Origin of the sequence: Vibrio sp. Isolate23 (assembly GCF_022398095.1) — a bacterium.
GTDB lineage: Bacteria > Pseudomonadota > Gammaproteobacteria > Enterobacterales > Vibrionaceae > Vibrio > Vibrio coralliilyticus_A.
In genome coordinates, this window is the sequence record NZ_JAKEUV010000001.1 from 595,271 (window position 1) to 608,955 (window position 13,685).

Annotated in this window: 14 protein-coding genes; 6 read left to right on the forward strand and 8 right to left on the reverse strand. The window is 43.9% G+C overall.

Going from position 1 to position 13,685, the window contains the following annotated elements; genetic code table 11:
* Window positions 1-5 precede the first annotated feature (5 nt).
* Window positions 6-938 carry a hypothetical protein gene (locus tag L1D31_RS02660; protein ID WP_239835538.1) on the forward strand — a complete coding sequence of 311 codons (933 nt, stop codon included), beginning with the start codon at window positions 6-8 and terminating at the stop codon, window positions 936-938.
* Window positions 925-1,602, forward strand: a complete 678-nt coding sequence (locus tag L1D31_RS02665; RefSeq protein ID WP_239835539.1) for a hypothetical protein — start codon at window positions 925-927, stop codon at window positions 1,600-1,602. The genes L1D31_RS02660 and L1D31_RS02665 overlap by 14 nt, the downstream gene beginning before the upstream one ends.
* A gap of 49 nt (window positions 1,603-1,651) precedes the next feature.
* On the opposite strand, the gene L1D31_RS02670 is transcribed toward L1D31_RS02665, so the two are convergent.
* From L1D31_RS02670 to L1D31_RS02680, 3 genes are read right to left on the reverse strand one after another with little or no spacing between them, the layout of a single operon-like run.
* On the reverse strand, window positions 1,652-2,032 hold the full coding sequence (locus L1D31_RS02670) for a VOC family protein (RefSeq protein WP_239835540.1): 381 nt from the start codon (window positions 2,030-2,032) through the stop codon (window positions 1,652-1,654).
* 53 nt (window positions 2,033-2,085) lie between these two features.
* Complete coding sequence (locus L1D31_RS02675) at window positions 2,086-3,147, reverse strand: hypothetical protein (protein ID WP_239835541.1); 1,062 nt, start codon at window positions 3,145-3,147, stop codon at window positions 2,086-2,088.
* 17 nt (window positions 3,148-3,164) lie between these two features.
* Window positions 3,165-4,166: a DUF2860 family protein gene (locus L1D31_RS02680; RefSeq protein WP_239835542.1), complete on the reverse strand. Its 1,002-nt coding sequence runs from the start codon at window positions 4,164-4,166 to the stop codon at window positions 3,165-3,167.
* A 209-nt stretch (window positions 4,167-4,375) separates the two neighbouring features.
* On the opposite strand from L1D31_RS02680, the gene L1D31_RS02685 reads away from it, so the two are divergent.
* On the forward strand, window positions 4,376-5,584 hold the full coding sequence (locus L1D31_RS02685) for a LysM peptidoglycan-binding domain-containing protein (RefSeq protein ID WP_239835543.1): 1,209 nt from the start codon (window positions 4,376-4,378) through the stop codon (window positions 5,582-5,584).
* Between the two features lie 111 nt (window positions 5,585-5,695).
* Here the strand turns inward: L1D31_RS02685 and L1D31_RS02690 are convergent, their stop codons facing one another.
* From L1D31_RS02690 to L1D31_RS02700, 3 genes are all read right to left on the reverse strand, one after another.
* The gene (locus L1D31_RS02690) at window positions 5,696-7,324 is read right to left on the reverse strand and encodes an ATP-binding protein (RefSeq protein ID WP_239835544.1); all 1,629 of its coding nucleotides are present in this window, start codon (window positions 7,322-7,324) and stop codon (window positions 5,696-5,698) included.
* Window positions 7,324-8,040 (reverse strand): winged helix-turn-helix domain-containing protein, encoded by a 717-nt coding sequence (locus L1D31_RS02695; RefSeq protein WP_239835545.1) that lies wholly within the window; start codon window positions 8,038-8,040, stop codon window positions 7,324-7,326. Before L1D31_RS02695 ends, L1D31_RS02690 begins: the two co-directional genes overlap by 1 nt.
* A 160-nt stretch (window positions 8,041-8,200) precedes the next feature.
* Entirely contained in the window at window positions 8,201-9,346 is a 1,146-nt protein-coding gene (locus L1D31_RS02700; RefSeq protein WP_239835546.1) for a histidine decarboxylase, read from the reverse strand.
* Window positions 9,347-9,674: 328 nt separating this feature from the next.
* Here L1D31_RS02700 and arfB point away from each other — a divergent pair, with 328 nt between their 5' ends.
* Window positions 9,675-10,088, forward strand: coding sequence for an alternative ribosome rescue aminoacyl-tRNA hydrolase ArfB (gene arfB / locus L1D31_RS02705; protein ID WP_239835547.1), 414 nt, complete (start codon window positions 9,675-9,677; stop codon window positions 10,086-10,088).
* Window positions 10,089-10,191: 103 nt separating this feature from the next.
* Here the strand turns inward: arfB and L1D31_RS02710 are convergent, their stop codons facing one another.
* Window positions 10,192-11,073 (reverse strand): EamA family transporter, encoded by an 882-nt coding sequence (locus L1D31_RS02710; protein WP_239836364.1) that lies wholly within the window; start codon window positions 11,071-11,073, stop codon window positions 10,192-10,194.
* A gap of 78 nt (window positions 11,074-11,151) precedes the next feature.
* Window positions 11,152-11,568 carry a RidA family protein gene (locus L1D31_RS02715; RefSeq protein ID WP_239835548.1) on the reverse strand — a complete coding sequence of 139 codons (417 nt, stop codon included), beginning with the start codon at window positions 11,566-11,568 and terminating at the stop codon, window positions 11,152-11,154.
* Window positions 11,569-11,823: 255 nt separating this feature from the next.
* Between L1D31_RS02715 and L1D31_RS02720 the strand changes: the two genes are divergently transcribed.
* A complete protein-coding gene (locus L1D31_RS02720) occupies window positions 11,824-12,285 on the forward strand; it encodes a transcriptional repressor (RefSeq protein WP_239835549.1) in 462 nt (153 codons plus the stop codon).
* Between the two features lie 40 nt (window positions 12,286-12,325).
* Window positions 12,326-13,660 carry a dihydroorotase gene (locus L1D31_RS02725; RefSeq protein WP_239835550.1) on the forward strand — a complete coding sequence of 445 codons (1,335 nt, stop codon included), beginning with the start codon at window positions 12,326-12,328 and terminating at the stop codon, window positions 13,658-13,660.
* Window positions 13,661-13,685 lie beyond the last annotated feature (25 nt).

Here is a 13,685-nt window from a genome sequence, read left to right on the forward strand (position 1 = left end):
AAAAGATGAAAGATATCAACGAGATCGCCTCTTCTTGGAAGCAAAAAAGTCAGGACAAGCCTGTTCAGAAAACTCAATCAGTGGCCAAACAGACTCCCCCTACGGTGCAACAGACTCAAAAGCCTACGACTCCTGCGGCTATTTCAAACGCAATTATCAATAGCGAGTTTAATCAGGAGTTGAAGGATGTACTGCGCCCTTATTCCGTAGAACAACGTAAACACATCATGGCCTTCTTCGGCAAAATGCAGGAGAACTTCTCAACCCAATTCACCCACATGTATGGGTCAGAACCAGATGATGAATTTGCCGCTTTCGCATCAGAGCTTTCAATGGATGATGTTGAACGCATCGTTCACCACCTGCGTGAACGTCTGGTAGCAGGTAAAGAGTGGCCACCCGCACTCGCTTTGCTCTCGATGTTGAAAGATTTACCACTCAACAATGAAATTCTTGAAGCCCGCCATCGCATCTTAATTAAGAAGGATCCGCAAACTCGCGTTGAAAAGTATATCTTCAACCGTAAAAACAGCTACCTAAAATCACTGTCTGAGAAAAATCTCGCCGAGGAATTTAAAGTGCTGTACATCAACGCTTATCAAGAAGTACAAAACAACCTCGATCAGACACTTGATCAACGAGAAAAAGACGTAGAACAGAGTGTCCTTAAAGTAGAACCGACTGACACTGATCGTGAGATTGAGCGTCGTATGGCTCAAGGAATACGACCTAGTGGAAAAATCGGCAGTATGCTTTCTCGTATTGATAAGCTACGTGGTGCTGTTAAAGCTACCCCTCAACCAGACACAGACCATAGCGTATGGGAAGACGTCACCGAACCAACAAAACCAGCGAAGCGAGAACAAATCGATCGTGAACAACAAGCCTTAATGGAACAAATTCTGCGAGAAACAAACGGCGACGATGAGAACCTTTAATATTCTAAAAAAAGAGCGAGATTTCTTTCTCGCTTCTACAGGGCGTTCCCATTGTAAAATCATCATCGACGATTACAGTCGCGACTTGCCGCTCGGTGAAGTCGAGCTGCACGTTGAAGAAGTCTCGAACAAATACAAATACTACTCCAACGAAGCCATTTTTAAGCTCACGCTGCCCCTTGAAGAGCAAAATAATATCGACATTTGTACACTCAGCAGTGGTCGTAAAAATCAGTTTCTTTACAAGAAATGCCTGAGATTAGGCGGAAAGTGGGAAAGCATTCTCGGTCAATGGGTGTTTTCCGCGTCTGTTGAAGACAAAGTACGTGAGCTGGAAAACATCATTCGCTCTGAAGAGCAATACTTCGAAGTGACATTCAAAGAAACCGTTACTCTGACCAACCAAGACCTGACTCTGTTTGGCTACCCCGTCGTACTCTCTTCCTCTCGTACATCCGTGCAAACCATGAAAGGCATCAGATTACATCGCGGTGATATCGCCGTGATGGGCAACAAAACCGTAATAGTCGCAGGCACAAAGATCCGCCTATTTGTGCCATTAGCAATAAAAGACAATCCTGACTTTCGTGAAGACTTCCTATGTGTGACAGAAGTTGAGAAAAAGCGTAAACCAAACAAAAAGACGAGCTATTCTTGGGAATAATGTCAATGCTTCCCTCGGCGAATCGTTCAGTGAGGGAAGCATTCGGCGATCATGCCATAGAGTGTAGGCCGATCATATTCCCTTCCGTATCGGATACGACAGCGATAAAGCCATGCGGGCCAATAGAAAATTTCGAATGTTCAACCTTTCCCCCAGCCTCCGCCACTCTCGCCTCTTCAACACTGCAGTCCTGACATGAAAAATACACCATGGTACTGTTACCTCCTGCGGAAACGCCCTCCATCTTGGCTAAAGCGCCTGTAGCACCGTACTGCTCCATCGATGCTGGGAATAGCCACATTTCCACCCCCATTTTGGCTTCATCATTCATCTGCTCTAGAGACACCTCAAAAACCGTTTGATAAAACGCCTTTGCTCGCTCCATATCATCAACATAAATTTCAAACCAACCAACCGGATTTGTTTGCATAACCTGTTCTCCTTGTGTATTACCCAATCAGTTAAAAGTAGACTTTTTTCACATCATTTCAAAATGAGTTTTGAGGTCAAAAATAAGCTGGGTTGATAGACAAACTGCGCGTCACCTTGTTCCTGCGAATCAAGGAAACTGGCCACTTGTTGAGCATATTTATGGCTATTGGCTCCTTCGGCCACAAACCGAACATCAACAGCATCAGGGTTAGCGTTTACTTCTACACACTCACTGTCAGCGTCAGTAGGACAAATCCTGACGTCATGAGCAGCGAGTGTGGAAATTAAGGTGAGGAGCAGTTGCTCATCAAAGTCACCGCTGGCACTAAAGTCCAAGTAAATATCCGTACAGTCGGATAAATCGCGCAGAGCAGCAGAAAGCAAAGATAACAACTCGTGGCTAGACAACGCAGCTATCGTTTCAAATCCGATCCGTCCTACGCCATTGCGCTTTACCCAAAACACTGTACCGGTTGTCGAATTCAGCTCACTGGTCGTTTCATCATTAATTTGCAACTCAAAAAGTTCTGTATCTAACTCGCTGATCATATGAGTCACCAGCCCCTGCCATTCCTCATCAGAGTTAACACGGTCAGCTTCCACTAGGTAAGGTTGATAGAGTTGCTGCCACTTATCTTCAACCGCTGAATATCGGCTTGTGTCTTGAGCGAATGTTTTCCACATCAACTCGTAGTCATCACTGTAACCGAGGCTGCTTCGGACCGTTGCGACTTGAGCACTTTGTGTCAACACTACTTTCACACTATCTGTATTCGTCCTTCCCCCGCTATCTTTTACATACAGCTCAAAGGTGTAAGTGCCTGTTTGTGTTGGGTTAATTAAGGTCGCAGTTAAACTATCAGAATTCAAAATAGCTAACTGCACTGGCCCTGATGTTTGTGTCCACTTTGTTTCTTTAATGCTGTAGACGTTTTTCGGGTAGGTTTTTGCAGAGCCACTGAGTGAAATCGTATTTTGGGGTAGGTTGTAAACCTTATCACTGCCTGCATCAACTGTAGGTTTGGTATATTTTTCTGCATCGCTGGCATCACTATCACACCCGGACAAGATAACCAAAGCGCACAATAATAGAAACTTAACTAGATTAGACATGCTTATTCCTCGCGTCATTAAAATTGGAAGCTGACACCCGTGGATAGAAAAAGGTTTTCGCTGCTGTAGAAGTCGATCTCGGAGTCTGTTTGTTGATATCCCGCCATCAGGTTGAGATTGGTATTAGGTAAGCCAAGTAAACGTTGATAGCTATAAACCGAGAAAAAGCCGAAGCTTTGCTGATCTTGTTTGCGATTGAAAACGGGATTATCTGCGTCATACTCTGCGGAGCCAAGACGGAACGTCGAGGTCAACGTATGATTTGAGCGGTGAAACGCCAGAGCAATTTGGCCATCAATTTTCTCGAAAGAGTGGGCACGACCTTCCGCATCTCTGAGGCTATAGTAAATGGCTGGCACAAGAGTAAACGAACGACTGATGGGTAGAGCACTCTCCACTCCAAATCGATGGTAATCACTGTCACGCATGAGAAGCGAACGTTGCGCATCACTCAGTGACTGAGAAAAACCGATCTCTTCTGTCTCGACTTCACTTTGCGCGTACGCATATTTTAAAGAAGCGGACAATGGACCATGTAAATCCATCGCAACCCTGAGGCCAGATACCTTATGGTCGGTGACACTTCTAGAAACCCCCGTTAGATAAGGGTCTCGCCACACTTCATCTTGCCCAGGCAGGCTACCAAACAGAGCGGTCGTAATCGCCATGTTTCTGCCTACTTTTTGTGACAAACCAAGCTCTGCTTGGAAGTTGGCTTCTGTTACCTGATCTTCGCTATTGCCAAAGAAAATGATCGTCTGACCAAAATTGTACTGCAGGCGACCTAATAGCATCGGCGAGACTTGATTTACTTTTTTCCCACTGTTGGATAAGTCTTGTGTCACAGCATTATCATCGTGGGTATTGTGCTGGGATTGGCTGCGTATATAACCAGCATTAACACTAATGACCCCGCTAAAGCCTAATACTGATGGATCCACTTGCGCAGACGTACTCGGAGAAAAAATGATGAAAAGTAGTGATTGACATACCAATAAAGGCCTTGTTCTGACGTACATGCGAATTCCTTTTTGAGTGACTGTTCATCAAGCCAATCAAAAGTAACATTCACCAATCAAATCAATCTTCACCCAGTTATGGACAGTTTGTGTCCGCAATGGTCACAATTCCACCAACCTAACTAATACACCCATAACCACTCATCGCTAAAGCGGCTTTTTTCGTTTACCATACGCACCCTTCACCATATGAATAAACACGATCACCTATGGCTGCATTGGATTTTAAACCACGTACAAGAGTGACTCATGCGGGCTATAAACCCATAAAAGGCGCTTTTCAACGTCCTAAAACATCCTCCTCTTTCTACCACTCTGTGCCCGATACACCGGAACCGACGCCTGAGTATCAATGTCGAATAAAAATACATTGTGAGAAAGAGGATCTGAACGCATTAACTGTGGGCGTATGGACACTTGGTAGAACCCAAGCGGACAAGCCGGTGAGGCAGTGGTCAGCAATGTCGTCTGATGACGGTAATACACTGTTGACAGCTCTCTGTTTCGAACAAGAAGAAAAAAACCTTTACCATGATGCTTTTCAACAGGCAGGCCACTCAACTTCATACACGGTTGCCTCAACAACATGCACCTCTGAGTATGTCAATGCAGAGTTTATCCCGGTCAAATTAGCCATCCAGCCCAATGAAACACGGTTAGCTTGGGCGACAGAAGGCTATTTTTATCATTTTGTTGAGAATCGTCTTATAAAAGAATACAAAGTGGTCGGAAACGGTCGATGGACCCTGCAACTCACTCGCTCAACTCATGAGTTGCTAACCGATGAATTAGTCTCAGAGCACCATTACCCGGCCATATTACTACCCTATAAAATAGAAAGGCGTGAAGTCTCACCCCAGCACCTTCTATATCGTTCAGAAAAACTCTCCGCAGAAACATTAGCAAGCCTAGATCATGCTTGGCTGAATCAACATGCCATGACTCTGGATTTACCCGGTATTGTGGCTGAACGAGGAAAACCTCTCATTAAGCGAAAGCCAGCCAGTAAAGTAAAGCAAGATGACACCGTGCCAAGTCAGACTCATATTGTGCAGCGAGTTCCTGAAACAGGTAAGCGTGAATTATGGCCCGATATCGCCGCTCAATATGGGCTGTCATCCAAAGCCTTGCTACAGCTTAATCCTAAATATGATGCAGACCCAACTCAGCTTAGGGTTGGCGATAAACTCACAGTCAGTGAGTCGGTGTGCAAGGCTTTCATGAAGCCACCGGAAATGGCTGCGCCGATTGAATCACTGAAAGAAGTGCATTTACTTGGTAATGTTTGGGGCAGATACCATGAATTAGCGCTCTCAGAATCTGCGGTCAATATAATGGAAGACCGTACCGTTTCAGGCTATGTACCGGTTTTAAACTCCGGTCGAATATACTGTGCCACCACCAACAAACAGAAATAAATGGAGTTCACAGGCGCAATAGAGGGCCATGTGCATAAAAATATGATTAGGTATGGCCATTCTATATGAGTGCGCGGAACTGCAACACAGTAATACTCTTGCTGCTAGTATTCATGGCGTTGTGTTTATAGCCTGATCTTCTACTGGTTGCGCTGACCCTTTAATAGTTGGCCATGTCAGGATAAACTGAGCTCCTCCCAATGGTGATGAGGTCACATTCACCTGACCCTGATGCCACTTCATTACTTGACGAACGATGGCCAAACCAAGTCCATGTCCTTTCTCACTGCTTCGTTCTTGGTTATCAAGCTGAATAAAAGGCTCAAAGATTTTTTCTTTATCTTGCTCATCAATACCAGGACCATCGTCTTCAATATTGAGGGAATACCTATCATTCTCATAAGCGAAAGATATCGATATTGTTCTATTGGCAAACCGACTTGCATTCGCAAGAAGGTTTTTCACCGCACGCATTAACCCTGCTTTGTCGATAAAGGCATAGTGCGAGCGTAAGTGCGGTGAACAATAAAATTTGACCTCCAGATCAACATGCTCTAGACGAAAAAATTCAACCTCCTTCGCCAATTCATCTGCCAGACAACATTGGGTAAATTGAGCTATATCTGCAATGCGATTGTATCTTGAAAGCAATAAATTTTGATTGATCAAATGGTCTAGATCTTCAATGCTCGACTGTATGGTCGTGTGATATTTATCTCTTTGTGCCCGAGGTAAAGCCTCATCCTCTATCATCTCCAAAGCAAAGCGCAACCTATACAATGGGGTACGTAAATCATGGGCTATCGCATTGGTCAGATCTCGCTGACCGGCGATCAATCGTTCAATGTTGTCCGCCATAGTATTAAATGAATGGCTTAATTGTGAAACCACCGATAAGCGAGAAGCCTTTGCCCGTTTGGAGAGTAACCCTTGTCCAAACTCGTTCGAGGTATGCACCAAGCGCTTGAGATCTCGCCAAAGAGGAAGCACCCACAAAACCAAGGCCAGAGAAATAATAACGAAAAATAATCCACCAATCGCAGAGGTGAGTTTTAACTGTGTGCTCTGAGACATATCATCATGGACATGAAGCCAGACTCCATCAGCAACAGGGGCCAGTAGCTCAATTTGTCCTTGTTGATTAATATAACTGACTATTTCTCCTGGCTTTTCTTCAATGGCTGACAAAGCATTGTCAGACAAGTCCTCGTCGTTTTTTAAACTAATCTGAAACGGAATGATTGTATTCTTCTCAGCTAAGTCCTGAGGCCACTCCTCTCTTGGCAAGGCCCGAAGCTGCTCAGAGGCAAGGAACAATGAACCCGCAGCTTGATTCAATGCTGCCAATTGAGTCGATTCATTTAACGCAAAGTAGATAAGGTAATTGCTTTGGCCCACACGTTTAAGCAGTGCCATTGGGTCCCCAAACAGAAAGGTAATCTCGCCACTCTTAATAGAATGGAAGACTTCTGCATCATCTTGGTATTTATCAAGCGATTCCAACTTTAGAGGATAAGCAAAATGCTCGGCATAGGACTGGATAATACCCTGCCATTGTATTTGTGGTTGCGCGAGCAGCTTTCCACTCAAAATATCAAAGTTAACGGCATAAACTTGTTTGTAAAACTGCTCTGAAAATGACTCATTCAAACGTTGAATGGGATTAATAGAGGTGGGAATAATCAGCAAGACAATTGGAACAAAGACCGCCAACCATAGAATAGAAAATGCTCGAATCACTATGCCACATCCTCTGTAGATACACACAACTGGTAACCTATGCCTCGGACTGTTTTGATTAACTCCGGCTCTTGTGGATCATCCTTTAATGTCCGCCTTAAACGAGAAATACGCCTATCGATCGTTCTGTCCAAGCCATCATATTCAAAACCACGAATCGATTGTGCAATCTCATCGCGAGACACCACTTGACCTGCGTTCTTAGCCAATAGATGGAGCAAGTCAAACTCGGAAGTGGTTAGCTTAATCAACTGGTTATCAATGGTTACTGCTCTATGTTTTAAATTGATCATTAAGTGCCCAAACGTCAACTCATCATTGTGTTTACTTGCAGATTGACGCTGCTGACGACGTAACAATGCACGAATACGTGACAGTAACAAACGCGGTTTAACCTGCTTTACCACATAATCGTCGGCGCCAAGTTCAAGCCCCATCACTTGATCAATATCGTCATCCAGCGCTGTTTGCATCAAGATCATACCTTGATAACCCGCTCTGATGGCTCTGCAGACATCCATGCCACTTTGTCCCGGCAGCATAATGTCAAGAATGACCAGATCCGGCTGCCCTTCCAAAATGGCATCTACAGCGCGGATTCCATCGGTGATAACATTGACCTCAAACTCATAGTTCTGCAAAAAATCTCTAATTAAATCAGCTAATTCCACATCATCTTCAACTAGAGTTATCGTATACGTGTTGGCTGTTAACATAGGATAGGTGAGCAAATGAACGTTAGAAGAACTATAACTCACCGTGATAGAAACGAATGTGACTATTTGTGACAAAAGAAAGAAGTTGTGACGAATCTAAGAAATCCACGATTCGCCATTTTCAAACTGACCAGAGCCTTCCCATATCTTATCTCGTTTTTTAGCCAGCGAGCTCTACATAGGCTTGCTCACTGATTAGATCGTCCAATACCTGATCCAGTTTGCTACGATTCTTCACCGTTTGACCCGCGATAATGATATGCGCCATACCATTGGCAACAGCAAGATGATGCTTTCTCCAAGTCGTTTCCGAAGGCTTAGGGAAGACGACTATGGTTGAATTGTCATTTCGCCAAGCTGGAATATTGTGCTGATTGAGCATCTGAACCGTTTCTTCCGCCAGTTCAAGACAGCTCTGAATTCGTTCTCTTTTTTCCTGTTCGCTGCTGCTTCTGATGAACTTCCACAAAAATAAAGGCGTTAAGCCATTGCGCGAACCTGTGAGCGTTTTGTCTGGAGCCGCAATGTATTCAATCTGATGGCTGATCTTATCGGTGTGCTCTTTAAGCGCCAACACCATGCCACACGGAATCGGTGACCCCAGCATCTTATGGCCAGACACAGATATTGAGTCAATGCCGTCTCTGAATGAAAACTTGGGCGGGTTGTCTACGTAAGGAATGATCATGCCGTGAAACGCGGCGTCCGCATGTAAGTAGTACTGATCACGACTAAAACCTGCGTTATACAGACGAGCCTGAATCTGTTCTAGATTATCTATCGCTCCAAGCATAGTCGTACCAATGTTAGCGAAGATAATGGGGGGCTTATTCGAGTTTTTCTTAAGAGCGGATTCAAGCGCATCATAATCCATTTCGCCATTAGCCTGAGACTCCACAACACGGTGCTCGACGTTAAGAAAACGAACAATCTTCATCACAGAGTAATGGGTATCTTTAGAAAAATACATCATTCCATCCGGAAAGCGTTCACGAGCAAGATAACAACCATACATGTTGCCTTCTGTCCCACCATTGGTGACGTATCCCCAAGCCTTGTCGGTTGTGGTATGAAATAACTGACAAAAGTAATTAACAACATCCTGCTCAAATTCAAAGGTGTTCATTGGGTAGTTCGACGTTTCAGCCCAGTCACCAACATTGTTAATGGTAAACTGGAAAAAGGACCATAGATCCTGATAGTCATAATCTGTCGCGACTGGATATCCCAACATCTGATGTTGGTTATCGAGGCAAACTTTGTAAAACTCTGTCAGTCTTTGAGTGTCATCATAAGAAAGTGGCATATTCAATCCTTTACGTCTGATTTATTGACGTCTAAATGCCCTTTTCGACTGATAATTACAACGGTAAATCGAACACCAAGTTCGGATGTGTGACTGGATGTATAAAACCACAGCATTTTGCTGATGAAAAACTAAGGATCAAGTTGCTTAAGTATTATATATCAAATAGTTAAGCCCACTACGTATTCGCGTCTTTAATCATTGTCGTACTCTTCGACAATCACCCAACAATTTACTGCATTGATATCAAGTTTAAGCACTTTGATTTATAGTATTTAGCCTCTCTTCGCTTTACACTTGACCTATCACTTCACAACCCACCCCATTCATGCTCAAAATTTCGAACACAGTGACACTTCAGGCATGGGAAATTCAACTAACGGCAATCCGTGCTCAAGGGGCTGGTGGACAGAACGTGAACAAAGTCTCCTCTGCAATACACCTGCAGTTTGATATTAAGCATTCAACACTCCCTTCAATATACAAAGAACGTTTACTGGCTTTACAGGATTCTCGAATCTCAAAAGAAGGGGTTATTACTATCAAAGCCCAGCAATACCGCACTCAGGAGCAGAATAAAGAAGATGCACTAAATCGACTCGCTGAACTGATTCGCTCCGCTAACGTTGTACAAAAAAAGCGCCGTCCTACCAAACCGACCCGAGCCTCCAAAGAAAGGCGATTGAAAGCCAAGGGAATAAAATCACAAACCAAATCTTTACGCGGTAAGGTAAGCCATTAACTGTCATAGCGAGTTCGGCTCATCCAGTCTGCACACTATGATAACAAAGGGGCTTGACCGTGTACCACGGCTCAATTAGCCGTGGTACACGGTCAACAAGTGATCACTCACTCTTGTTTTGTTTATTCTCGATAATCTGATTGATAAGCAGTGCTGACAAGATGATCGCTAACGCCAACCAAGTATTGTTTTGCACCGATTCGCCTGTTAGAAAAACACCAATCACTACTCCCACAGCAGGAACAAGATAGTTAGTCATTGAGGTAAAAACAGCCCCCGCGTTTTTGATGCTCCTCATGTACAGGTAATAAACTATCCCTGCGCACATGACACCAAGATAGACTAACGAGAGCATTGAAGATATTGTCGGGTTAGACTGACTCAATGGCGTGGTGATCATCGCGATGACAGTGAGCTGAACACTCGCCATACATAGTACATTACGTGCAATGATGAGTGGATGTTCTTGCTGCACTCGGTTAAGTAACAGTAATGCAATCGCAAAAGACACGGCCGCAACAACAATCGCCATCGAACTCAATAAGTTAATTTGCTGAGAGCTGGATGCTAACTCAGGGTAAAATAAAACTAGAAGCCCGCCAAAGCCTACAATAACGCTGATGGTGTTGCCCTTTGTTATTCTTGCACCTTTAATCAGTACTGGTGCGAGAAGTAAGGCGTAAAACGGCAGTGTCCCCATGAGTATTGCTGTGATTGAGCTGGATAATTTTTGTTGGGCCCATGGCACTAGAACAAACGGTATCACCGCTTCTAACAAGCCAATCAAAGCGAAAAGCCCCCACTGCTTGCTAGTACTTGTTATTCCTATGAGTTTACAAATCAGGATCAACGTAAGTGCTCCAAGGATGGCGCGAAATGTACCTATCCAAACTGGGTCAAACCCTGTTAAAGAGAGTTTCTGAAAAATAAACTGCGAGCCCCAAATGAGCCCAATGGCAAGCAGCGTTAAGTAGTTTTTAAACATCATTTGGATAACCTAAAGTGCATCATTTTCACTGGTGTATTTACGTTCTCAATCAAGTAAGTTTTATTGCAATATCAATTACGTCGCTTTAAAAGCAACGGCATCCACCTCTATTTTCATCCCATCAAGCGCCAGCCTTGGAACTGGGATTAACGTACTGGCTGGTAAGTGATCACATGGCCAACGCTTAAGCATCTCATCGCTCCAGATGTTCAGTTTGCTTTCATTATGATCAACGATTAACACTGTAATTTTTAAAACATCGCCGAAACTCAGTGCATGGGCAGTCAGGGCAATATCCAAGTTGGTTAAAACACTCTGTACTTGTTGGCGAAAGTCTTCACTTAAACGGTGCTCAATGCCTTCTCCCCCACTTTGACCTGAGATATAGACAAGTTGTCCATCAGATGGAGCCGTAACTGTGTGACAAAAACCATATGGCGTAGGATTGAATAGCTGTGATGGATTATGAAAAGTGATTGCTTTATCTGACATTTTTAGCTCTCTCTATTGTACGTTCAATTCTCACGCACTATAAAAGCTCGACCTAACTTGAGGTCAATGACATTTTTTATAATTTGGCGTGTTTAGAGAAAGGCAAGAGGTAGACAGCACTCCAAGCTCGAAGACGTTCATTTTCTTGCTCGACAATTATGGGGAAAGGGCTTATTGCGACCACAAATGTTATGTTATAACATATTAAAAATACAATAATGGAACACCAGAAAATACGCAGTTTGGGTGAAGGTTATGGAAGCAATCGAATCAATGGTTGAGCAGGCAGAAAAGCACTGTCTAGCGAAAGGTAAACGACTCACATCAAAAAGGAAGCAAGTACTCGCTACTCTTCTTCATGCTAACAAAGCTCTATCTGTTTACGAGTTAATGGATTACGCAAAAGCACATTTTGGTGAAACCATTCAAGCCATGTCTGCTTATCGCATTCTGGATTTTTTAGAAGAAGAGCACTTAGTACACCGGCTTAACGTTTCTAGCAAATACGTCGCATGCGCTCACATTCATCACGAACACGCCCACGGTGTCCCACAGTTTTTAATTTGTCGTCGATGTAACAAAACGCAAGAGCAGACTTTAGATCCTTCCATGGTCACAACCCTTGAATCAGACGCTGAACAAGTTGGATTTAAGCTTCTCACACCTCAGGTTGAAATTAATTGCCTGTGCGACGAATGCTGTCAAACCTCCTCATAACTCCCACATTCAATAATCGAAAAGGAGATTGCTAAAAGTAATGGCCTCAATATTAATTAAGAATGCCCACATCGTCAGTGAAGGCATAGTGAAGCAAATGGATGTACGTATTGTTGGTCAGAGAATTGATAAGATTGAAGTGAACATTTCAGCAAACTTTAATGATCAGGTTATCGACGCAAATGGTCACTACCTATTACCGGGCATGATTGATGATCAGGTACATTTTCGTGAGCCAGGATTAACTCACAAAGGCTCTATCGCTTCAGAGTCAAGAGCTGCTGTAGCCGGCGGGATCACCAGTTACATGGAGATGCCTAATGTTAACCCTTCTACAACCACGCTTGAAGCACTTGAGAAAAAATACGCCATTGCCTCACAGCACTCCGCTGCCAACTATGCATTTTATCTTGGTGCGACAGAGAATAACTTAGCTGAAATACAACGCCTTGACCCTTCGAAGCATTGTGGTGTCAAGGTCTTTATGGGTGCTTCGACAGGAGATTTATTGGTCGAACACCCACAAGCTCTGGATCGCATCTTTGCACAATCACCTGTATTAATTGTCACGCACTGTGAGAGCAGTCCAATCATTGCCCAAAACCTTGCTGATTTAAAGCAAACCAACAAACCGATCACAATCGAGGATCACCCAAATATTCGAGATGATAAAGCGTGCTATGCGTCTTCATCTTACGCAGTGTCACTCGCTAAAAAACATGGCTCTCAGCTGCATGTTCTCCATATCACCACTGAGAAAGAACTCTCACTGTTCGAACCAGGCCCAATTCAGGGAAAACTCATTACTGCAGAAGCGTGTGTCCATCATTTGTGGTTTAGCCATCAAGATTACGCGGAGCGAGGTAATTTGATCAAATGTAATCCTGCGATTAAATATCCTAGCGATCGTGATGCATTGATCCGAGCTCTTCATACAGGCCACATCGACATTATCGCCACAGATCATGCGCCACATACTTTAGAAGAAAAGCAAGTACCTTATGAGCAAGCGCCTGCAGGGATGCCACTGGTACAGCATGCTCTACTGAGCTTACTCGATCACGTCAGTAAAGGCCGCCTAAACCTAACTCAAGTGGTAGAGAAGGTATCGCACAACCCGGCCATCAGATACGCCATTCAAGATCGTGGTTTTATACGTGAAGGTTACTACGCTGATCTCGTGTTGATCGATATCAATTTCCCCACAAACGTAACCCACAGCAATAGTTTATATCACTGTGGATGGAGTCCTTTTGCGGGCCATACTTTCTCTTCAAAGGTCCAACGCACTTGGGTTAACGGCCAACAAGTATTCGATGGCGAACACGTCATCAGCCAATTTTCAGGCGCGCATGCACTGCTATTCAACCGTTAACGTAACATCAAACCATTGAGATACT